Origin of the sequence: Pseudoalteromonas sp. JSTW, from assembly GCF_013423925.1 — a bacterium.
In the GTDB taxonomy this organism is placed as follows: domain Bacteria; phylum Pseudomonadota; class Gammaproteobacteria; order Enterobacterales; family Alteromonadaceae; genus Pseudoalteromonas; species Pseudoalteromonas lipolytica.
Window position 1 is genome coordinate 2,394,629 of sequence record NZ_CP058972.1, and the last position, 22,134, is coordinate 2,416,762.

Below are 22,134 nucleotides of genomic sequence, written 5' to 3' on the forward strand. Positions count from 1 at the left end.
TTATTCAATGAGGGATTACTTACCCCAGCAGGTGCTCGCACTCGCAGAGCCCGTTGAGGTTTTTAATCCTGTATCTGAAATAGTTAATGTTGCACATTCGCCATCTTGCAAAACGGGCCCTGCTGCGGGTGTGGCAGTAAACGCGAATGTACCGGCATCATTATCGACAACAACTGAAATTTTATAAAAATTATTCTCAGTTGTAGCACTGACCCCTAAGTTAGCCAAAGTTGTTGTATACTGCCTGTTATCGACAAAGAACTGCTCTTGCTTATTGGCAGCATCAAGTAATGCAGTAATGGCTTCTGTTCTGGCGGTGCGTTTAACATGCTCAAAGTAACTTGGTAACGCAATACTGGCTATAATACCTAAAATTGCCACGGTAATCATCAGTTCGATTAAGGTAAACCCTTTTACTTTATTAGTTACTCTTGTCATTTACTTCTCGCTTATAAATATAGGTTTGCTGTGTTTTAAAACCAAAACCAATCGGAGTTGCATCATTAACCAGTTGTATTTTTCCATCTTTAACCGTTAAACCCGGACCTTGTATTTCTTTCACTTTAAAGGGGTTTTGCTCGCCTTTAAGACCTGGTCCTATGGTTAAGAACTGACTCATCTCTTTGACTTTTTCGTCTGTATCTTTGATCACATCTGGGTTATCAGGATCCGGGTCTTCAGGATTCGGGTCTTCAGGATTCGGGTCTTCAGGATCCGGGTTTTCAGGATCCGGGGTTTCATCACAAAAACCATTATTATTACTATCAACACAGCTATCACCAACACCGAAATAAAGCTGAGGTGTATCAGGTACATCATTTGAGGTCGTAAATTTTAGACTATCATACACTTTTGTACCGTAGTGTAAGTGGAACGCATATAAACTCCCTGAGCCCCCTGTTAATGAACACTGATTCGCTGTTTCTGTTGAAGAAGCGGGTGCGTAACTGGTGAAATAAGCGACTCCTCCAATAACCGTGCTTGCTGCCAGTGATTTTTCACCAGCCGCTAGAAGGTTATAATACCAACCATGGTATTGACCTAATTCAACTTCTAAATCGGTAAATTTATCTACACTATCAAGTGCATTACCAAACGGGTCAGCATCCATATTCATTAAATTAGCCTGGGTGATCGCCGCTGGAATCTCATCGCTTTGGAATGAGCGTGTTACTGTATTGATATCGCGGATCATAAACAATTGATCACTCGTTGTGGTGCCCGTTGGTTTAGAGCGATTCCCACTACCTAGTAATACTGCATCAAAGGGGGTATCAATACGTGTTTTAACCGACTTACCATTTACGTCTGTTTCAGAGACCTTACTAAACATTGTTCTCGCAACCATCGGTTTATAAAAGAAACGACGATCTTGAGATGCAAGTGCACTGCCTAAACTCGCAAGTTTGAAGTGTGTCCAAGGACTTTCTGTGCTCGTTGGGCTATTTGAAGGCATATCAATACGCCATACATCACCGCCGGTGTCGGATGCATATAATCGATCAGTGTAACCGTCATAATCAGAATCCAAAACACTAATATCAGAAGCAATACTGTGTTTACCTGCAAAGCCATTTTCACTCGACGTTAAAGCCCACACTTTTTTGCCGCTCTGTGCATCAACAATATAAATACCGCGCCCTTTTGTGTCTTCAGTACGCAGAACATTGTCTTTATTGGTGTCGTACCCTGCACCAAAAACAAGCAGTGGTCGATTTTCATACCCTTTTAAGTTAATGTATGTCACCGTAGGTTTAGACCATGATTGCGCAAGTTCTTTAAAGTCTCCCGTTCCACCAATAATCGGTCCCCCCCACATGAGTCGAGGTGAATCTGGGTTTGTAATATCCAGTCCATAATAATTATTGCCGCCACGTCTTAAGCCAAAAAACGCCCAAACACGATCAGTGCCATTTACAACTCCATCACCATTTTTATCATCAAAGAACACAGAAATAGGTCCATCAACACCATAGACCTTTGATTTTTCTTGATTCTCTCGTAATGGTTTAATAATTTTGTATAAGCTACTGGGTATAAAAGCCCAGCTTTCTTTTAATACATCATTTTTATCTTGAAAAAAGTGTAGGTAACCTGCATTGGTGCCAATTAAAATGCGCACATCATCATTACCGTAATCAATTGTCACAGGTTTTGAGTGCAGAGGATCACCAAAAATATCTTGTCGTTGATCACTGGTACTGCCATCACCGTCTTCATCATCCACATCTATTCCTCGGCTCCACTTGATCGTTTTATCTAACTCGGTCGATAAGAGCCCAAGAGTCAACGAATTGACACTTGTTGCTGTAGTTAAATTAAACTTTAACGCTGCCGCTAAGTCGCCACCTAGTGCCGTAGAAACTGTCGACTTAGTAAAATCAACTAACCCAGCGCTCCCGGCATCGGTATAAATGGTCCGCGATGATAGGTTTGATAACATAAGATTTGCACCACCTTCCTGAACAATGTTCCCGTCTGGTGCTGTATTATCTGGTAACCAAAATGTCTTTGCCCCTTTTGCAATCAAACCATCAGCGTTTAATGCCGGCTTTCCATCCAAATCAACGATTTCATCGCCTGACACTTTCAACTTTTTAAGATTTCCACGCCACCGAGCACCGGTTTCTGGGTAAAACATTGCATAATAAATACCTTCACGACTGCGTGTTTGATCAACATTATTATTCGCAATAGAAGGTGAAGTAAAAGTATCATTTACTTCGCGTATGCGTGTTATCGTATTTTTTAAAGCTTTTGATAATTGTTCTGCAGTGTCAGCATGAAGATACTGACCACCGCCTAAATCAGCGGTTTCTGATAATAAGCGTTTACCATCCTTACTCATACCGCTACCAAAGCCAATCGTATACACCCGCCCTGTTTCATGAATATCAGATGTTGAAGGAAACAAATCCACTTTAACATCTTCAGTGCCATGAATAATCTGCGCAAGCTTGTGTAAATAAACACCCGCAATTTTATCAGAGCCGCTTAAATTGCTACCGAAATAAGATTTATAGAGATCACTGATTTCTCCATCTTGCTCATTATCTGAGCCTGAAGAGGGGTCACCATCTGTCATATAAATAACATTAACAGAGTTATCACAGCGTTTTGCTTCCTCTGTGGTATCAAATGGAGAGATATATGTATAACTGTATTTTGGTTTACGCTTTGACCCCCTTCTGACTTTTGTCTCTACTGACGTGTCTCGCCAAGCCTCATTAACTTTTTCTCCGTAATACAAACTTTGACCCGTAATGTATAAATAGGCTTCCCAAAGCGTCTCTGTTAAAGGTGTCCCCCCGTCAGCAGGTAGTACAGAAATGGCTGTCTTCAAGGATGAAGATGACGAGCCTATTCCAGCTAATACATAACCGCCATTTGTGCTATTAAAACGCATCAAACCGAAATCAATATCGTCATTGTTATCTACTAAGCTTGTAATCGCACTTTTTGCTACACCAAGACGACTGTCTGGGCACACAACATAGCCCGTGTAGCTGCTGTAGCCACAACTTTTACCCGTTGCAGTAGAAAATGCCATACTTCCAGAAGTGTCAAAAATAAGTAAAACACGCGGTTTTTCATTTGTTTTCACATTATAGTTAACGTATAGCTCTATGTCTTCAGCATACACTGCAGTAACCATACAGGTTACAAAACCAGTCAGTATACTGCGCACTAACGTTTTCATTTTCATCATGAGTCTCCGTTAACGGCCTGAGTTACGGCCTACCATCTCTTGAGCAACACCCGTTGTGATTGTGAGTGTGTGATTACTTTTAGAGCCATAGGTAATTGATGTATCTATTTGCAACATGTTGCATGACACACCCGCTGTAAAATTAAACTTGCGTGGACAAGGAATATCACTTGGGCCGTTATTTAAATTAACCATCGAACTTGATGCATCGCCAATATTCCCTAAATCATGAACTCCGCCAGGTATTGCTGATGCTCTTTTAAAAAAGGCACTATTTGCCCCTGCAGCAGCTTGGTTGGCTATTACGCGCTGTACCGTGCCAATTAACTCATTTTCTGCAGCTTCACGTTCTTGTGCTGCATTGGTGATTTTAATGTCAATACTACTGCTACTCATAAGAGTAACTGCAATGCCTGTGACCGCGACAACCATAATAAGAGCAACAATTAACACAACGCCTTGTTGTCTTTTTGCTAACGTTATATACGCCATAAATTAGCTCCCACATTATTTAAGCGAATAGTCGTGGTAAACAATGCTCGACGGTAATTATCAGTAAAGGTTAGCTCTCTACTACTTTCATCTTCACCCAAGGTATACGTTTGATTTTGAATTTTTAAATCGCCATCTGGGGTAAGCGCTCTGACTAATAGGAAAACTTGCACAGTTAAGATGCCATGACGGTTTTCCCAATCAGTATTCGTCATTTGGTTAATACTTTTATACGTATCAACACGGCTATTATTGGTTGTATCGAGACCAAATACAAAGTGCATGTCCTCAACCCCTTCCATTATCGTTTCTGTAACCATGCCTGAGCCTGGTTTTAAACGTCTGCGCATTAAAACGGGCACAGTGACAGGTTGGTCATTTATTGTGTAATTTTGCTCAGAAATGTAATAAACGTGATGACGATAACGCCATACAGTCGCGTTAACATTAAGTGAGGCACCATCAATTGGCCCTTGTACAAACTGAGCTCTTTCTTGTTCGGCAACAAAGTAATAACTGCCAGCACCTGTATCATCAGGTCGAATTTGCAAACCTTCAAGAAACTTTAACTGCAGAACATCTGTATTTTTTTTAGCGTTTTTTATGCAGCCTAATGCATCACCAGTCGCGGTTAACACTGCATACACTGAGCGAAAGTTACTCGTTGCTGTTTTAACCGGGAAACTACCATTGTTAAGCCCTTCAGAACAATCGGGAGTAGGATTAGCGGTTGACTCTGTATTTGCTGGCGAAAACGAGTCTTCATAAAATGTTCCCCAAAAGCCTATTTGCTCAATATCACGTTGCATAATATTAATCGCTAATCGGCCTGTTTCTTGTAACTCACCAATTGTCATGGTGTCACGCGTGGTCACTTTCATACTAATATAGGTGAACATAACGCCACCTAAAACAAGTCCGCCTATAAATAGCGCAACCATCATTTCAACTAACGTAAATCCTGCATGCTTTCTCATATCAAGACCTTAAGTAAATATAGCTTTCAAGCACAATTAAACGACGCTTATCATTGGCTGCACCGCATTCAATTGCCGACGTACCTGCATTTGCTTTAATTGCTTGTCGACCTTGCCAACTGATCACCACGTTAATATTAAATTCACTTGCATTACCCGCTGCGACAGGCGTGCTCTTGATACACACCGTTGCATCATCTAAAGCCCCGGTATTTTCACGCGCTTGAATAGCCCGCACCCATTGCTGTTTATCAAGGGCTGCAAGTTGCTGAGCATTACACGCTGCGTTGTAGCATTGTAAATTGGTATTTAACGCAGTGTCACTTGTGAAAGTGCCATTATAGAGGGCTGTAAATCCTGTGGAATCGTTTGCTCGCATTCGTTGAATAATATCGTTTCCTAACGCCACCGCTGCAGCACGCTGCATTGAATCAAAACTAGCTTGCTTAGCTTTTGCCTGCAGCGCTACAGCGCCTAACAACCCAAAGCTTAAAATCACAAAAGCAATAAGTACTTCAACTAAGGTAAAGCCTTGAACATGTGAATGCCGTGTCATATTAAAATCAGCTCATAGATTTCCATACAATAAGCATAAAAGGACAATAATAAATAGCAATGAGGGTTTAGATGAACGGTCAAATTTATTGATAAGCGGTCCGAACATACCGACTAAAACAGCATCGAAAATTGGCACCGTAAAACTGTGTGGTAAAACTATTCACCCATCGCTTGTTTTACGGTTTTAAGTGCTCGACGGCTAATGGTGAGAGGTTCATCATAATGTCGCATTATCAAATGATGACCACTCGACACAGAGCAATGAAGGCTCTGTATATGCAGCTTATTAACCAAGGTATTACGATGAATACGCAATAATTGTTGTGAGTACGTACTTTCAAGCTGTTTCAAGCTATGCTCGATAATAGCTTCACCGCCAACAAAAATTAGTCGCGTATATTTTTGCTCTGCAACACAGCACACCACATCGTCGATATTGACTCGGCGCATAGCACCCGCTAACTGATAAGTGATATGTGAATGAACAGGCCTATTGACTTGTGTACGATTTAGTTTGCTAAGTTGCAGTAAGGTTTTTGTAAGTGCTTGCTCGGTCACAGGTTTTACTAAATAGCCATCTACCGCTAACTCAAATGCTTCTAGAGCATGTTCAGAGTGGGCCGTTAAAAACACCACAGCCGGAGGTATAGCAAGCAACTTTAATGCCTTTGCGACCTCTAAGCCACTTAATTTTGGCATATTAATATCTAATAACACGATATCCGGTTGCAACTCTTTACACAGCGTTACCGCCTGCTCACCATTGTCTGCATCGCCAACAACATGGTAGTTAGGATGCATGGTTAATAAACGCCTAACACGTGCCCGAGCCAGCGGTTCATCGTCAACAATCAAAACATTGATCATGTAATTTCCTGCCTTGGAATAACGAGTTTAGCTCTAAACTCACTATCGCGATGTGTGGTGGTTAACTTGGCACGATAGTGATAAAAAAGCGCCAACCTTTGGCGAATGTTTTCAAGTGCCATGCCATTACCAGCGCGGCGCTGCTCTGCATTTTCAACCACAGGATTAATAATAATAAACGTATAGCTTTTATCGGTTATATGCATCTCTATGGTAATTTTTGTGCTCTCAGAAGCCGGTTCAAGGCCATAATACACCGCGTTCTCAATAATAGGCTGTATCGTTAGACACGGAATTTCAACGTCTGGGACGCACGCTGGCATCTGCCAATTAACCGTTAATCGCTCGCCATAACGCCAACGCTCAAGTGCAATATATTGCTCACATAATATCAGCTCGTCTTGTAAAGAAATCGCTTTACCGCTTTTCATTGCAGCTTGTGATAACGCAGCTAAAGCTAAAATAGCTTGCTCGGCGGCTTCGGCATCATAATGCGTTAGCTCGGCAGCTGTGTTCAAGCTATTGAATAAAAAGTGTGGACGAATACGTGCTTGTAACGCATCTAACTCAGCATGCGCTAATGCTTTGGTTTGTAGCTCTTTTTGGTTTTGTATAACAACAAATTGACTAAATAATGCCGCCACTAAAAAGATTATGAGTACATTACTCGCGATAAAATAGCCCGCTGATTCAATATAATAAATATCTGCAAAGAGAGATAATACAGCCACACTGTAAAAACACGTTGATAGCAATAATGAAATAGTCAGGATAAGTAGTTGGAAATTATTAGAATAGCGTGCCAAGTATTTTCTAAAAATATACAGTGCGGCAACACTTGTCAGAAAGATTAAGTGCAAAAAGAAACTGAAAATGGCAAGACGAAGCCATACATCGCCTTCGGTTGCAGGGGCAAACGCTAGTAAAATAGCAATAACTTGACTTACCACGAGTGTAGCAAGCACACCTCGGGATTGAAAAAGAGCCGCAATCAACAAGCCGTTTTGATTTGGCTGTGTGCTCATGGGCTCTCCTAGTATCTGTTGTTAACTACTCGTTTAGATTAGCGTAGCTCAACAGGAACGGCAAATACTATATTCTCTTCTTCGCCAGGGTTTTCAACAACTTGGTTTCCACCCAATTCTTTTAGACGAGTAATTACTTGCTGCACTAACACTTCTGGTGCAGATGCGCCCGCAGTAACCCCTACGGCATTGAGGTTGTTAAACCAATCAGCTTCAACGTTACTTGCATCATCAATTAAATACGCTTTAGTGCCCATTTTATCTGCAAGTTCACGTAAACGATTTGAGTTTGAGCTATTTTTAGCTCCCACAACCAGTAACACATCAACTTTATCTGCTAAGTCACGCACCGCATCTTGACGGTTTTGTGTCGCATAACATATATCATCTTTACGCGGACCATCAATTGCAGGAAACTTTGTACGTAAAGCATCAATAACATCGGCAGTGTCATCAACCGACAAGGTTGTTTGACTGCAATAAAATAAATTGTCAGGATTTTTAACCGTCAGATTTGCAACATCTTCCGGTGTTTCTACTAAGTAGATACCCCCTGCTTCGTTATTATATTGCCCCATGGTGCCTTCTACTTCAGGGTGACCATGATGACCTATTAAAATGCACTCGATGCCTTTACGGCTCGCGCGCGTTACTTCCATATGTACTTTGGTAACTAGCGGACAGGTTGCATCGAAAACTTTTAATTCACGACGCTTAGCCTCACTACGTACCGCTTGAGATACACCGTGCGCACTAAAAATAACAATGCTGTCATCAGGAACTTGATCAAGTTCTTCAACGAATACAGCACCGCGGTTTTTAAGACCGTCTACTACATAGCGGTTATGCACCACTTCGTGTCGCACATAAATAGGCTTTTCAAAGATATCTAGTGCTCGCTCAACGATACTGATTGCGCGGTCAACACCTGCACAAAAACCACGTGGGTTAGCTAATAAAATATCCATTACCCTGTTACCTCTAAAATATCGACTTCAAAGGTTAAACGCTGGCCAGCAAGTGGATGATTGAAATCAATCGTTACAGACTCACCTTGTACCTCACGGACAAGTCCTGGTAATTCAGTGCCATCAGGTTGAGTGAAGGCAATAATGTTCCCCACCTCAGCTGGAGTGTCAGCGCCAAACTTACTGCGGTCTACATAGTAAATATTATCTGGGTTTGGTTGCCCAAAGGCATCTTCAGGTTCAAGTTCAAATGACTTACTCTCGCCTGCGGCTAGGCCTAACAAACACTTTTCAAAGTTGGCGGTTAGACTACCATCGCCCATTCTTAATTTTGCAGGCTTATTGTGCACCTTCGTCGAATCAGCTGCTGAGCCATCTTCTAATTTAATTGAGAAATGAAAGATCACTTCAGACTTTTCACCAATTACTGCTTGGCTCATGCTTTTTGCTCCTTAGGACTTTCGCCTGTAAAGGCATCGTATAAAAGTAATGCTGCACCGATACAAATTGCACTGTCGGCAATATTGAATGCTGGGAAGTGCCAATTTTCATAATACACATGCAAAAAGTCTATTACATAACCATAGACAATACGATCGTATAAATTACCAATCGCACCCGCAAGTACAAGTGCATACGCAGAGCACAACACCTTATTACTGGCAGGTAAACGTTTTAACCACCATGTTAAAAGCACACTAATAACCACAGCAATTAAGCTTAAAAACCAGCGTTGCCAACCACCAGCATCACTTAAAAAGCTAAAGGCAGCACCATAGTTATGCACATAGGTAAAATTAAAGAATGGCAAAATTTCAATAGATTCTTTGTAGGTCATGGTATTTACAACAAGTGTTTTTGTCGCATGGTCTACTACTAAAAGTAGTAGACTCAGCCATAACCATACTAAGCCACTTTTTCCGGATAGTTTGCTCACAAACAACTCCTATGCGAACTGACGTTGTTCACCGTCGCCATCAACATTGCTAACACAACGGCCACAGATTTCAGGATGAGCAGGCTCAGCACCTACATCATCACAGTAATGCCAACAACGTTCACATTTTTCTGCCGTTGTTGCTGTAACGTTGATGAACAAGCCATCAATTTCAGTTGCTTGGCTACCTTGTGGTTGTTCAGTAACCGTTTCAACAGTGACACCAGAAGTTAATAATACAAAGCGTAATTCATCACCTAATGCGGCAAGTTTTGAACTTAACGCTTCAGTTGCATAAATACTGACATTTGCTTGTAAAGTCGCACCAATAATGTCTTCTTTACGCGCCGCTTCTAATACGCGGTTCACTTCATCACGTACATTCAGAATTGTGAGCCAATCATTGTTACTGAACTTACCTTGCGTAGAGGCTTTAAGCCCATCGTACCACACTGATGTGAATACAAATTTATCACGTTCGCCCGGTAATGCTTCCCAAATCTCTTGTGCAGTGAAGCTTAAGATTGGTGCCATCCAACGCGTCATTGCTTCTGCAATGTGATAAAGCGCTGTTTGACATGAGCGGCGTGCATGGCTATCGCTTTTCGCTGTGTATTGACGGTCTTTGATTACATCTAAGTAGAATGAACCAAGCTCACCCGTACAGAAATTCATTAATTTTTGCGTTACAAGTAACATTTGGTACTTGTCGTAAGCAGCTAAAATTTCATCTTGTAACTCGGCAGCACGACCAACAATCCAGCGGTCTAGTTCAACCATATCGTCGATAGCAACGTGATCTGTTTTTGGATCAAAACCATTTAAGTTAGCAAGTAAGTAACGGCTCGTGTTACGAATACGACGGTAACGATCTGCCGAGCGCTTGAAGATTTCATCCGATACCGTCATCTCTGCGGTAAAGTCAGTTGATGCAACCCATAGGCGTAAAATATCAGCACCTAGTTTGTTCATCACATTTTGCGGTGAAATAACATTACCCAGTGACTTAGACATCTTACGGCCGTTTTCATCAACGGTGAAGCCGTGTGTTAACACTTGCTTGTAAGGTGCATGGCCATTAATTGCAACCGATGTCATCATTGACGACATAAACCAACCACGATGTTGGTCAGACCCTTCAAGGTAAAGATCTGCTGGGCCCGTCAAGTCTTCACGCGCATCAACAACACACGCGTGAGTCACACCTGAATCAAACCAAACATCTAAAGTATCTTGCACTTTCATGTACTTATCAGCGTCATCACCAAGTAATGTTGCAGGGTCTAAATCGTACCACGCTTGAATACCTGATTTTTCAACTAGCTTAGCCGCTTCTTCGATTAATGCTTGCGTATTCGGGTGTAACGCCCCTGTGTCTTTATCAACGAACAATGCAATAGGTACACCCCATGTACGCTGACGTGAAATACACCAATCAGGTCGGCCTTCAACCATGTTCGCAATGCGGCTTTCACCCCACTCAGGTAACCACTCTGTCTTTTTGATTTCATTCAATGAATCTTGACGAAGGTTCGCTTGATCCATGCTTACAAACCATTGTGGTGTCGCACGGAAGATGATTGGCGTTTTATGACGCCAGCAATGTGGGTAACTATGATTGAGTGCATGATGATGCAACAGCGCGTTATTTTCTGTTAATACATCAATAACACTCGCGTTGGCTTTGAATACATGTTGACCTGCAAACAGTGGCGTATTAGGTAAATAAACACCATTTGCACCCACCGGGTTTGCTACTTCTAAACCATATGCAAGACCAGCCGCGAAATCTTCTTGACCATGACCAGGTGCAGTGTGAACAACCCCCGTACCCGAATCTGTCGTTACGTGATCAGCAACAATCACAGGCACTGTAAAGTCATAAAAAGGGTGAGCAACGTGTAAGTTTTCTAAGGCAGCACCTTTAACATAACCCAGTACATGGTAATGATTGAAACCGTAACGATCCATCGCATCTTTAACGAGTTCAGAGCCTAAGATCAAACGCTGTTGCGCGCCCTCGTCATCAACTTGAACTAATGCATACTCAAGCTTCTCATGAACAGCCACTGCGCGGTTGGCAGGAAGTGTCCACGGTGTAGTTGTCCAGATAACAGTGCTTACAGCGCCTGTACCTTGATGACCATCGGCAAGTTCAAATGCGTTAATAACGGCATCTTGATCTGCAAACTCAAAGCGTACGTCGATAGCAGGTGATTGTTTGTCTTGGTACTCAACTTCTGCTTCAGCAAGCGCTGAACCACAATCTGTACACCAATGAACCGGTTTAGCACCTTTGTGTAAATGACCATTTTTAATAATACGGCCTAATACACGGATTGCATTCGCTTCAAAGTCAAAGTTCATGGTCAGGTAAGGCTTGTCCCAATCACCAAATACCCCTAAGCGTTTAAAGTCTGTTTTTTGACCTTCAACTTGCTTTTTAGCATATTCGCGACATTTTTCACGAAACTCAGCCGCTGACACTTTAACACCAGGCTTGCCAACTTTCTTTTCAACCATTAATTCAATAGGTAGACCATGGCAGTCCCAACCAGGCACATAAGGCGCATCAAAGTCAGACAAGGTTTTTGACTTAACAATAATGTCTTTAAGAATTTTGTTTACAGAGTGGCCTAAATGGATGTCACCGTTTGCATACGGAGGGCCGTCATGCAAAATGAAGGTTTTTTTACCTTTTTTAGCGCTGCGAATTTGACCATATAGATCGTCTTCATACCATGTTTTAAGCATAGTTGGTTCACGTTGTGCCAAATTGCCGCGCATTGGAAACGCTGTTTCCGGTAAATTCAAAGTATGTTTGTAGTCGCTCATTAATCCTACTTTCCGTATCGGCTACCTAATTTAAACCAAAACACTGCTTAGCGGCGGTTACATCATCTGCAATCTGCGCCGTCAGTTGTGTTAATGTCTCGAATTTTTTCTCATCGCGAAGCTTTTTTACAAGCTCCACATGCATAAATTGTCCGTAAATGTCCTGCGCAAAGTTAAAAAGGTGAACTTCTAATAATGCGCGTGTCCCGTTAAATGTGGGTTTGTTGCCAATATTTGCAACCCCAAACAGCTGTTCATTGCCAACGGTCGCTTTCACCGCAAATACGCCATTTACTGGGCATACTTGACGTTTCAAGGCAATATTTGCCGTTCTAAAACCAAGCTCACGGCCTTTTGCCCAACCGTGAATAACACGTCCAGAAATCGCATACCCATGACCCAGCATCGTTTTAGCCTCTTCTAATTGCCCTGCTGCTAGCGCATGGCGGATTAGTGTGCTACTTACTCTGTCATTAAGACGACGAAAGCTGGCCGTACTTTTAACATCTATATTCAGCGCTGCACCCATATTTTTTAGCAACGCAAAGTCACCACTGCGACGTTTTCCAAAACAAAAATCATCACCGACAGTGAGCGCTTTCACGCCGAGCTTATCAACCAAGACTTCGTTAACAAACTGCTCTGCTTCCATGTTAGCAAACTGCTGATTAAAACTAATACAAATTACGCGTTCAACACCCAGCTCTGCTAACAATCGAAGCTTATCACGCAAACGTGTCAATCGAGCGGGTGCGTTATCTTTAGCAAAAAACTCTTGTGGCTGAGGCTCAAATAACATAACAGTGCTGGGTAACTGATGTTTTTGCGCATCAAGTAGCAAGCCTTTAATCACTTCAGCATGGCCTAAATGCACACCATCAAAGTTCCCAATCGTTAACACGCAACCATAGTGTTGTGCGCGAATATTATGAATACCTCTAATTAACTCCATGCCACCTATTTGCCTTTGTCAGCACGCCCAAAACATGTTCATCGGGCTTGAAGCGCCGATTATAATCTTTTTTTTAGTTGGATTCAGTAGTTGCAACACTTTTTATCGTATTTAGTCGTATTCCTAAAATAAAGAGCACAACAAAGTATACCAATACAGCCAACACAAGCAGCCCTGCCAACAACATAACTTGTTCACTAAAGTGCCAGCTTCGCCATGCAAAGTGCTGACCTGCATACCATACCGCAGTCGCCATCAAAATACTCGAAAACAAACACTTAAATGTAAAACCGACGCTCATTGAAGAAAACTGATAAACCCCTTCTTTGCGTAACTGCCGATAAAGTAAAAACGCATTACAGCTGGCCGACATAGACGTGGCTAAAGCTAACCCTAAATAACCAATAAAAGGCGCTAACATGATGTTAAACACCATGTTTAGAACCAAGGTTTTTATGCCTATTTTCACGGGGGTTTTAGTGTCTTGTCGCGAGTAAAAACCAGGCGCTAACACCTTAATTAACATAAAACTGACTAACCCTACCGAGTACGCCATCACGCCATAACTAACCGCTTGAACGTGATCAATTTCACCGTCTTGAAACGCACCATGGTCAAAAAGCACCGTGATGATCAACGGGCTTATCACCATTAAACCAAACATGGCTGGTAAACCTAAGAAAATAACAAATCGCACTCCCCAATCAAGCGTATGCTGAAAATCAAGTGTGCTTTTCGTACTATGTAATTTAGACAGTGCCGGTAAAATCACTGTTGCAATACCAATACCGAATAACCCAAGGGGGAACTCTATCAATCTGTCTGAATAGTAAAGCCAGGCAATGGAGCCTGTCATAAGCATTGAGGCAATCATGGTATCGAGCAATAAATTAATTTGACTAATCGATACACCAAACAAGGCCGGTAACATCAACTTTCGTACTTTCACGACATTTTCGTCTTGCCACCCCCACTTAGGTCGGCTCAACATGCCCGCTCGATACAAAAATGGCAGCTGAAAAATCAGTTGCACCAAGCCACCAATGAACACCCCTATTGCTAATGCATAAGCACCTACTGCAAATTTATCATGCAGAAAAATAGCACAGGCAATAATTGAAATATTCAATAATACAGGGGTAAATGCGGCCACGGCAAAGCGGTTATACACATTCATTACTGCGCCACTAAGAGCAACAAGACTCACAAAAAACAAGTACGGAAACGTGAGCTTTAATAACGCACTCGCTAATTCGAACTTAGCGGCATCCTCTCCCCCTTGCCACCAATCAATAAACCAGCCAGTACCAAATAAAGCAGCAATCACTGGCGAGGCAATCACACCAAATAAAGTGACGATCAGCAAAATTGTGCCCAAAGTGCCCGCAGCCTGCGCGACAAAGAGTCTAACCTTGTCGTCACCTTGCTGCTCTTTTATTTCAGACAATACGGGTACAAATGCCTGTGCAAATGCGCCTTCGGCAAATAGACGTCGTAAAAAGTTAGGGATTCTATTAGCAAATAAAAACACATCAGCTGCCGCACTTGCACCCAGCAAGTTAGCAACAACCGCATCGCGAACTAACCCTAAAATACGCGAAATCATCGTCATCGCACTGACAATCATCCCGGAACGAAATAATCCTTTTGCCACCTTAAACCTATTATCAAAAAACCTTTAAGATGGGCGATTATGCCTAAAATATCTCTAAAGCACTAGGCTCGGACACGACGCTTTGTTACAATGTCGATATTAACTGCTAAAGCGGCAAATTGATGTTCGTTATAAGGAGCAGTTTTTCTTGAGCTGTCAAAAATTCATTGACATTCATGATAAAAACAGGCATATTCCACGGCCTTTAAATTAAGCTTATTTTAAGATTGTTAGGAGCAAACCTTGGCTAACATCAAGTCTGCAAAAAAACGCGCTATCACGAGCGAAAAAAATCGTCAACATAACGCAAGCCGTCGTTCAATGATGCGCACTTACTTCAAAAAAGTAGTTGCTGCAATTGAAGCGGGCGACAAAGAAGCTGCACAAGCAGCATTTGCTGTTGCAACACCTATCCTAGACCGTTACGCAACTAAAGGTCTAATCCACAAAAACAAAGCAGCTCGTCATAAGAGCCGTTTAGCAGCTAAAATCAAAGCGCTATAATTTGTTTTTGAAAGATATAAAAAAACCGGCTTTTGCCGGTTTTTTTTTACCTGAAATTTGACGTTACACAATTTCCAGCTCTGGGTAGAACTTTTTCAACATTGCCGCAATTTTCTTCGGTGTAAACGGCTTAACAACAAACCCTTTAGCGCCTTTATCAATTGCATCTTTCACATTTTCAACTGTTGAATGGGCTGACACCATCACCACATTTGCCTCTGGTGAAATGTCGTTGATATGAGAAATAATTTCTTTTCCATCGCCATCTGGCAATTCAATATCTAAAAAAATGATATTAAACTCTTTCTCTTTACATTCACTTAAACACTGCGCAGCCGTTGAAGCCTCGCGCACGTCATCAATCCCCAAGTGCATGAGCGTTTGATTTAAAAAGCTACGAACTGTTCCCACATCGTCAACGATAAGAATTGAAAGCTGCGTATCCATACTATTCCTCTTAAGCAATAAAGGTTCACACTAATTGAATGTAACTCTGTGACGCAATAAGACAATCAGTGTTATATGATCTGAATTTGACTATTATATCAAAAACTTCGTTATAATCTCATTATAGAGAGCTATGTATAAAAGGCCAGATAAGCTTTATGTCTAATAAAATAAAAAAACAATCGCTGTTAGGTAAAACACCAGCACGAAAAAAACCAACATCGACAACAAAACGACGACCTGCAAACCCGCAACGTGTCTCCCCCCAAACGGTGCAGCAGGCTGGCGCCCACGAACCGGTTAAAAAAAGTGCAAGTCGCTGGTATGCAATTGCCGCTGTTGTATTAATTATGCTAATTACGCCCAAGCCCGTTCTCATTACCTATGAAAAACTAGGGATGGTATCTCAAAGCGTGTATTGGCCAGGTGTTTTTGGCTTCGGGGCAAACCTCTTTGACTCAACCCTTATACCCCGTGCAGACCTTAGCCGTAATGTGATTTACTTATGCCAAGATAAACGCGACCCTGCGAGTTGCCAAAAATACCGTGTAACAGAGCAAAGCGGTTTTTTTGCGGCAATGAAAAAGCTAATAATGGATTAAAAAATCTAATCTGAAAATAAAAAATTACTTGGTTGAAAGCTGTGTAAAAGATCACCATAATGGCGCTCCTTTTTCAACACAGACACTATTAGATACGACCATGCTAAACGAGCTAGATTGGCTTTTAAACTTTACGTTACTTGCACTAGGATTAGGTGCTTTTTTTATTAATCAGTTAACCTTATTGCGTTTTGCTGCTATTAGCGCGTGTAGTTTATTATTTTTATCGTTTAGTTTAGATCTGATGTCATCAAGTGTGATCTCAAATATGAGCTTAGTGTTGATCAACACATTTTATTTATTCAAGGTCTACACTTTTGGCCAATTGAATATTAATCAAGGTTAATCTTCTCCCAAGATTATTTGATAGAACACTTTAACGCTTCTATCATCCTTTACGCCCAAACATCGCTATGTTTGGGCTTTTTTTTACTTACAATATGACTGAACTGAGATACCATATATTCCGTATAAAGATATTTTAGAGGTGCCTTATGTCATTAAACGACTTCGACTTATTTCTCTCTTCTATGGAAGATGTAAAGCCTCTCAAGCACGATACTGTAAAACTCGATACCACCAAGCAAGGCCCTTCTCTGTCACAACAAGAAAAACGTAAAGCCGCTGAGTCTGATCTCGCAATCGATGAAAACTACCTTCGCAGTGAGTTTGTTGAATTACTTGATCCACACGCTGTTTTAGCGTTCAAGAAAGATGGCGTTCAAGCCCAAGTTTATAAAAATCTTCGCTTAGCGAAATATCAGCTTGATGCAACCCTAGATTTGCATGGACAGGCACTCCAACATGCCCGAAGCACCTTATTCAATTTTATTAATGATTGTCATCTGCGCAATATTCGCGTGGTGTTAATTCGCCATGGAATTGGTATTAAAAATAAATCAAAACCGGGTATCTTAAAAAGCTATACCAATAAGTGGCTACAAGAAATACCCGCTGTACTTGCGTTTCACAGCGCACTTAAGCAGCATGGCGGCAACGGTGCTACCTATGTAATGATCAAAAAGTCAGATGAGAAAAAGCACGAGAATAGAGAGCGCCATTCTAAGAGAAGTTAATAACATAATTTAGATGTAATCAGGTGCAACGCTCACTTTGCGAAGCACCTCTTAAAACGTTATGATTGACTTTGTACAATTTCTGGTACGTCAACACCTGCAGCATTGGCTTGATTAAACCATGCAGATATACCTAATACGATTACAGACACCACCACTAAGCTAAGTTTTGCCCCACCTTGATTAGATTTCATAACACCTCTTATTATTATTGTTGGTTTATTGTCCACCAACAGCATAGCAAAGTTACAGATGTTAACAAGCTGTTTAATAAAATAATTTATTAGATGTCAATAACCTTTTGTTCTATCAACCAGATTTACTAGCCTTTCCCCATTTAGCAATCTTTTTACATTACCTGCAATTTGTTCAGTTACCGTGTTTATATCCGATAAAGCAGCACAATGAGGAGTGAGTGTAATTTTATCATGAGACCAAAATGGGTGCCCTTCAGGTAAAGGCTCTTCAGCGAACACATCAAGCGTTGCGCCACGTAAGGAATTGTTATCTAAAGCCGCCAGCAAATCGGCGTCAACGACATGCTTACCACGGGCAACATTAATGAGCACCGCATGATTTTGCAGCTTACTTAATAATGCAGCATCAATAATGCCTGTAGTATGTTGATTAAGAGGCAACAAACACACCAAGTAGTCAACCTGTTTTAGCATTGTATTCAAGCCATTTTCTGTATGGTAACAAGTAACCTGTTGTTCTTGTTTTTCGCTATTTGACCATGCACTTACCGTAAAACCATTCGCCACCAAACGTTTGGCACATGCCTTTCCAAGCTCACCATAGCCTAAAATACCCACATGCTGATGTGCATATGCTCGTTTGGGTTTCCATGCTCCTTGTGATTGTTTTAAAAAATATTCTTTCAATCTTAATTTTTGCGCTAATACATGGGTCAACACATATTCAGCCATATCGCTGGCAAGGGTCTCGTCGACAATACGTACCACAGGAACAGAGGGGGCAATCGCCGTTAAGTCAATGCTGTCTACGCCTGCACCAAACGACGACACAGCTTTTAAATTAGGGAGTTTCGCCCATAAGTCTGCAGGCGCATTCCACGCCAATACAAATTCAACGGCGCTATAATCTGTACATTCTGACCACAACTGTACTTCCACTTCGGGTAATAAAGTACGTAATCGTTCAATTAATTGACTGCAATCTCGGCCAGTGATTGCCACAAGTAAAATCATTTTGTTCTCCGCTTATCGTTAGCGCTCTTTAAAAAGTCACACAACTGCAACTTAACTGTCACAGCGAGCTTTTACCCTACTTATATCGCTAGATGCGTTTAAGATTGAGGTGTGTATGATCAGTGTTGATAAAGTAATAGAAGCAAATTTACCACAGTTAGAAAATTCACCAAAAGTAAAAGGGTTGGTAAAAAAGGGGCTAGGCTATTTATTACATGAACAAGAGTTTGTTGCCTTTGGCGATGCCTACCCTCACTTACAGGGGCTCGAGTTTGTTGAGCAAGTACTCGATGAACTTGACTTTGATACACGTTACAAACCAAAACAAATGGAACACATCCCCAGTGAGGGTCATGTTGTTATTGTTGCGAACCATCCAATTGGCTCGCTCGATGCATTAGCATTAATCAAAGTGCTATCCAGCATTAGACCCGACCTTAAAGTCGTTGCTAACCGCATGCTAATGTCAATCACGCCAATGCACTCATTGTTATTACCCGTCGACAACTTATCGGGGACAAGTAAAAAGAAAGAGCTGGCCAATATTCAACAGCATTTAAAATCAGAAGGCGCATTATTAATATTTCCGGCTGGTGAAGTGTCACGACTAAGCCCTACAGGTATCAAAGATTGTAAGTGGAACAGCGGCTTTTTACGCATGGCAAAAAAAGCCAACGCGCCGATCTTGCCAATTTATATTAAAGCCAAAAACAGCCCACTATTTTATGGCACTTCGATGATCTACAAACCATTAGCAAGCTTGTTATTGGTCAAAGAAATGTTTAAACAACGGCAAAAATCGTTAGAGTTTGAAATTGGTGCATCAATACCGCCTGAGTCATATTTAATTGAGAATTTAAAAGATAAAGAAATTGCGCAATTGATCAGAAAGCAGCTTTATCGCCTGATCACTAAAAAGCCATTACCTTTAAAAACACAAACGCCAATCGCAAGCCCAGAGGCCACTAAGGATTTAAAGAAAGCCATTGAACAGTGCGAACTGCTCGGTGAAACATCAGACGGAATGAAAATTTATCTTTATCAATATAGCGGTAGCTCTCCGATTTTTCGTGAACTCGGTCGTTTACGCGAAATAGCCTTTCGTGCTGTCGGTGAAGGCAGTGGTAAGCGACGTGATATTGATAAATACGATATGGATTATCAGCACCTCGTACTGTGGGATGCAAAACAACTGGAACTAGTTGGTGCATATCGTCTTGCGTGTGCAAAAGATATTATAGAAAAACATGGCCAAAAGGGACTGTATACCGATAGCTTATTTAGTTACAGCGACGAAATGGCGCCATATTTCGCACAAGGTATTGAGCTGGGTCGCAGTTTTGTACAACCCAAATATTGGGGCAGAAAAAGCCTCGATTACTTATGGTTTGGTATTGGCGCATTTGTAAATAGGTACCCGCAATATCGCTATTTATTTGGTGCTGTTAGTGTATCAAATGCCTTACCTGAACAAGCAAAATCTTTACTCGTTCATTACTATCAGCATTATTACGGTGCGCAGCGAACATTAGCGATACCCAACAATGAATTTCGTCATACTGAACAACAGCGTGAACAATGTACTCAGTTATTTTCAGGGAATGATATTAAAGAGGATTTTGTAGAGCTGAAGCATATTCTGGCTAATATTGGCGCTCAAGTCCCCACTTTGTTTAAACAATATACCGAATTATGCGAACCCGGTGGCGTACAATTTCTCAGCTTTAGTATCGATCCTGAGTTTAATAATTGTATCGATGGTCTTGTACTGGTTGATCTTAATAAAGTAAAGGCCAGTAAAGCTAAACGCTATTTGGGCGAGTCTCGCTAAAACACACAGTGGATATCGGCCAATCGGCCGATTATCTATGCTTTTTAGGTGTTAACATTGCTAAAGATATTAACTAACAGCTCGCTGTAAATTTTTTCAATGAGTAGTAAGTCGGCCACAGGAACATGTTCATTCACCTGATGAATAGTGTGGTTTCGCACACCACATTCAATTACTTGCGTATGCTCACTCGCAAAAAAACGGCCATCTGATGTACCACCGTGAGTGCTTAAGACTGGAAATGTGCCTGTTACTTGATGTATCGCCTGCTCAACCTGTTTGAGCAAACAGCCGCCTGATTTATGGGGTGTGTAATAAGACTCACATGGGCGCTCCCACTGCACCTGTAGGTGCTGCGAAAGATCAGCTAAGGCAGCCTGAATTTCATTTTTTATATCGGTACTTTTATAGCCATGGCTGTAACGTACATTAAACGTTAATTCACACTGTGCAGGCACAAGATTATCGACCACATTGGCAATATTAATACCGGTTACTTGTAATGTCGTTTCTGAGCTTGGTTCATCTTTAAACCAGTTAATGGCGATGAGTCGCTTTACGACCTCTGCGCTAATATGTGCCGCATTCACGGTGTTCTCAGGATAAGCAACATGCCCCGCTTTCCCTTTTATAAATAAACGTGCAGAGAGCGCTCCGCGGCGACCATTTTTAATCGTATCACCAACATGCAAATGACTGGTTGGCTCACCCACGAGACACCCATCTAGTATGACGCCTTGTTGAGCCAGTTTCTGTGCAATTAAAAGAGAACCATACTCGGCTTCGCCTTCTTCATCTGAGGTGATCAACCAATAAAAGGTTCCTCGCACGTTTTTGCGTTGTTGCAGCAGCGCCTGTGTTGCACATAACATGGCAGCTACACCGCCTTTCATATCTGCGGCACCGCGTCCATACACAGCGCCATCAACAATGTCACCCGAAAACGCATCAACTTTCCAATCCCCCTGTGCAGCAGGAACAACATCAATATGCCCTGAGAAAGCCACTACGGGTCCATCACCAAATGAGACTTTAGCGATTAGATTCGTTACTTGATTATCGCTAAACACATCACACTCAAAACCAACCGTGGTTAACTTTTTTGCTAACCAATCAATCGCTCCTGCTTGTGCGGGTGTGACAGATTTAAATCGAATTAAGGTTTGTAAAACATCAACCACCTCATCATAGGCAGATAAATGTTGCTCAACGTGTGAATTTAGTACGCAGTTCATAATAACCCTAGCCACTGAGATAAGTAAGGGTATTACAGCGCGCTTTTATTACCGCAATGTGAAAGTAATGACTGTTCGCCATGCATTATCGTCATTTGCATTCATTAATAAGCCTGTTTTGCACAGCACGTTACTGTTGCGAAAACCATGATGAATAACGCCCCTCTCTGCCAAAGGAGGGCACAGTTGCAGGCCCTTTTTTAGTAATAATTAAGGTGTACTAAATACAAATAAACAATAAAAAAGAGCGACTC

General features: G+C 41.6%; 22 protein-coding genes. 5 read left to right on the top strand and 17 right to left on the bottom strand.

The window, feature by feature from the left end; translation table 11 throughout:
- Positions 1-15: 15 nt before the first annotated feature.
- The 13 genes from GZH31_RS10985 to murJ all read right to left on the bottom strand — a co-directional run bounded on the left by GZH31_RS10985 (position 16) and on the right by murJ (position 14,932).
- Positions 16-438 (bottom strand): type IV pilin protein, encoded by a 423-nt coding sequence (locus GZH31_RS10985; RefSeq protein ID WP_180310979.1) that lies wholly within the window; start codon positions 436-438, stop codon positions 16-18.
- A complete protein-coding gene (locus GZH31_RS10990) occupies positions 422-3,706 on the bottom strand; it encodes a pilus assembly protein (protein ID WP_180311640.1) in 3,285 nt (1,094 codons plus the stop codon). The genes GZH31_RS10985 and GZH31_RS10990 overlap by 17 nt, the downstream gene beginning before the upstream one ends.
- A 12-nt stretch (positions 3,707-3,718) precedes the next feature.
- Complete coding sequence (locus GZH31_RS10995; RefSeq protein ID WP_036967062.1) at positions 3,719-4,201, bottom strand: type IV fimbrial biogenesis protein PilX; 483 nt, start codon at positions 4,199-4,201, stop codon at positions 3,719-3,721.
- Positions 4,189-5,178 carry a PilW family protein gene (locus GZH31_RS11000; protein WP_075593730.1) on the bottom strand — a complete coding sequence of 330 codons (990 nt, stop codon included), beginning with the start codon at positions 5,176-5,178 and terminating at the stop codon, positions 4,189-4,191. Before GZH31_RS11000 ends, GZH31_RS10995 begins: the two co-directional genes overlap by 13 nt.
- Before the next feature lies 1 nt (position 5,179).
- Positions 5,180-5,734: a type IV pilus modification protein PilV gene (gene pilV / locus GZH31_RS11005; protein WP_075593731.1), complete on the bottom strand. Its 555-nt coding sequence runs from the start codon at positions 5,732-5,734 to the stop codon at positions 5,180-5,182.
- Positions 5,735-5,892: 158 nt separating this feature from the next.
- Positions 5,893-6,603, bottom strand: a complete 711-nt coding sequence (locus GZH31_RS11010; RefSeq protein ID WP_268260695.1) for a LytTR family DNA-binding domain-containing protein — start codon at positions 6,601-6,603, stop codon at positions 5,893-5,895.
- On the bottom strand, positions 6,600-7,628 hold the full coding sequence (locus GZH31_RS11015) for a sensor histidine kinase (RefSeq protein WP_180310980.1): 1,029 nt from the start codon (positions 7,626-7,628) through the stop codon (positions 6,600-6,602). Before GZH31_RS11015 ends, GZH31_RS11010 begins: the two co-directional genes overlap by 4 nt.
- A gap of 38 nt (positions 7,629-7,666) precedes the next feature.
- Entirely contained in the window at positions 7,667-8,596 is a 930-nt protein-coding gene (ispH, locus tag GZH31_RS11020) for a 4-hydroxy-3-methylbut-2-enyl diphosphate reductase (RefSeq protein WP_180310981.1), read from the bottom strand.
- A complete protein-coding gene (fkpB, locus tag GZH31_RS11025) occupies positions 8,596-9,036 on the bottom strand; it encodes an FKBP-type peptidyl-prolyl cis-trans isomerase (RefSeq protein WP_036967041.1) in 441 nt (146 codons plus the stop codon). The genes ispH and fkpB overlap by 1 nt, the downstream gene beginning before the upstream one ends.
- Positions 9,033-9,533 (bottom strand): signal peptidase II, encoded by a 501-nt coding sequence (lspA, locus tag GZH31_RS11030; RefSeq protein WP_180310982.1) that lies wholly within the window; start codon positions 9,531-9,533, stop codon positions 9,033-9,035. The genes fkpB and lspA overlap by 4 nt, the downstream gene beginning before the upstream one ends.
- 9 nt (positions 9,534-9,542) lie before the next feature.
- On the bottom strand, positions 9,543-12,368 hold the full coding sequence (gene ileS / locus GZH31_RS11035; protein WP_180310983.1) for an isoleucine--tRNA ligase: 2,826 nt from the start codon (positions 12,366-12,368) through the stop codon (positions 9,543-9,545).
- A gap of 25 nt (positions 12,369-12,393) precedes the next feature.
- Positions 12,394-13,320: a bifunctional riboflavin kinase/FAD synthetase gene (gene ribF, locus GZH31_RS11040; RefSeq protein ID WP_065978564.1), complete on the bottom strand. Its 927-nt coding sequence runs from the start codon at positions 13,318-13,320 to the stop codon at positions 12,394-12,396.
- A 73-nt stretch (positions 13,321-13,393) separates the two neighbouring features.
- Positions 13,394-14,932 (bottom strand): murein biosynthesis integral membrane protein MurJ, encoded by a 1,539-nt coding sequence (gene murJ / locus GZH31_RS11045; protein ID WP_371915639.1) that lies wholly within the window; start codon positions 14,930-14,932, stop codon positions 13,394-13,396.
- Between the two features lie 285 nt (positions 14,933-15,217).
- Between murJ and rpsT the strand changes: the two genes are divergently transcribed.
- Positions 15,218-15,478 carry a 30S ribosomal protein S20 gene (gene rpsT, locus GZH31_RS11050; protein ID WP_036967030.1) on the top strand — a complete coding sequence of 87 codons (261 nt, stop codon included), beginning with the start codon at positions 15,218-15,220 and terminating at the stop codon, positions 15,476-15,478.
- Positions 15,479-15,541: 63 nt separating this feature from the next.
- Here rpsT and GZH31_RS11055 read toward each other — a convergent pair whose 3' ends face one another.
- A complete protein-coding gene (locus tag GZH31_RS11055) occupies positions 15,542-15,925 on the bottom strand; it encodes a response regulator (protein WP_036967027.1) in 384 nt (127 codons plus the stop codon).
- Positions 15,926-16,083: 158 nt separating this feature from the next.
- Here GZH31_RS11055 and GZH31_RS11060 point away from each other — a divergent pair, with 158 nt between their 5' ends.
- From GZH31_RS11060 to smrA, 3 genes are all read left to right on the top strand, one after another.
- Positions 16,084-16,527, top strand: coding sequence for a hypothetical protein (locus GZH31_RS11060; RefSeq protein WP_180310984.1), 444 nt, complete (start codon positions 16,084-16,086; stop codon positions 16,525-16,527).
- A 100-nt stretch (positions 16,528-16,627) separates the two neighbouring features.
- Positions 16,628-16,873 (top strand): hypothetical protein, encoded by a 246-nt coding sequence (locus tag GZH31_RS11065; protein ID WP_036969134.1) that lies wholly within the window; start codon positions 16,628-16,630, stop codon positions 16,871-16,873.
- Between the two features lie 148 nt (positions 16,874-17,021).
- The gene (gene smrA, locus GZH31_RS11070; protein ID WP_036967020.1) at positions 17,022-17,603 is read left to right on the top strand and encodes a DNA endonuclease SmrA; all 582 of its coding nucleotides are present in this window, start codon (positions 17,022-17,024) and stop codon (positions 17,601-17,603) included.
- Positions 17,604-17,662: 59 nt separating this feature from the next.
- Here smrA and GZH31_RS20025 read toward each other — a convergent pair whose 3' ends face one another.
- Together GZH31_RS20025 and GZH31_RS11075 are read right to left on the bottom strand one after the other, a co-directional pair.
- Entirely contained in the window at positions 17,663-17,797 is a 135-nt protein-coding gene (locus GZH31_RS20025) for a hypothetical protein (protein ID WP_036967016.1), read from the bottom strand.
- A 96-nt stretch (positions 17,798-17,893) separates the two neighbouring features.
- Complete coding sequence (locus GZH31_RS11075; RefSeq protein ID WP_075593736.1) at positions 17,894-18,814, bottom strand: glyoxylate/hydroxypyruvate reductase A; 921 nt, start codon at positions 18,812-18,814, stop codon at positions 17,894-17,896.
- A gap of 115 nt (positions 18,815-18,929) precedes the next feature.
- On the opposite strand from GZH31_RS11075, the gene GZH31_RS11080 reads away from it, so the two are divergent.
- Entirely contained in the window at positions 18,930-20,645 is a 1,716-nt protein-coding gene (locus GZH31_RS11080; RefSeq protein WP_180310985.1) for a lysophospholipid acyltransferase family protein, read from the top strand.
- 44 nt (positions 20,646-20,689) lie between these two features.
- Here the strand turns inward: GZH31_RS11080 and dapE are convergent, their stop codons facing one another.
- The gene (gene dapE, locus GZH31_RS11085; protein WP_180310986.1) at positions 20,690-21,880 is read right to left on the bottom strand and encodes a succinyl-diaminopimelate desuccinylase; all 1,191 of its coding nucleotides are present in this window, start codon (positions 21,878-21,880) and stop codon (positions 20,690-20,692) included.
- Positions 21,881-22,134: the final 254 nt, after the last annotated feature.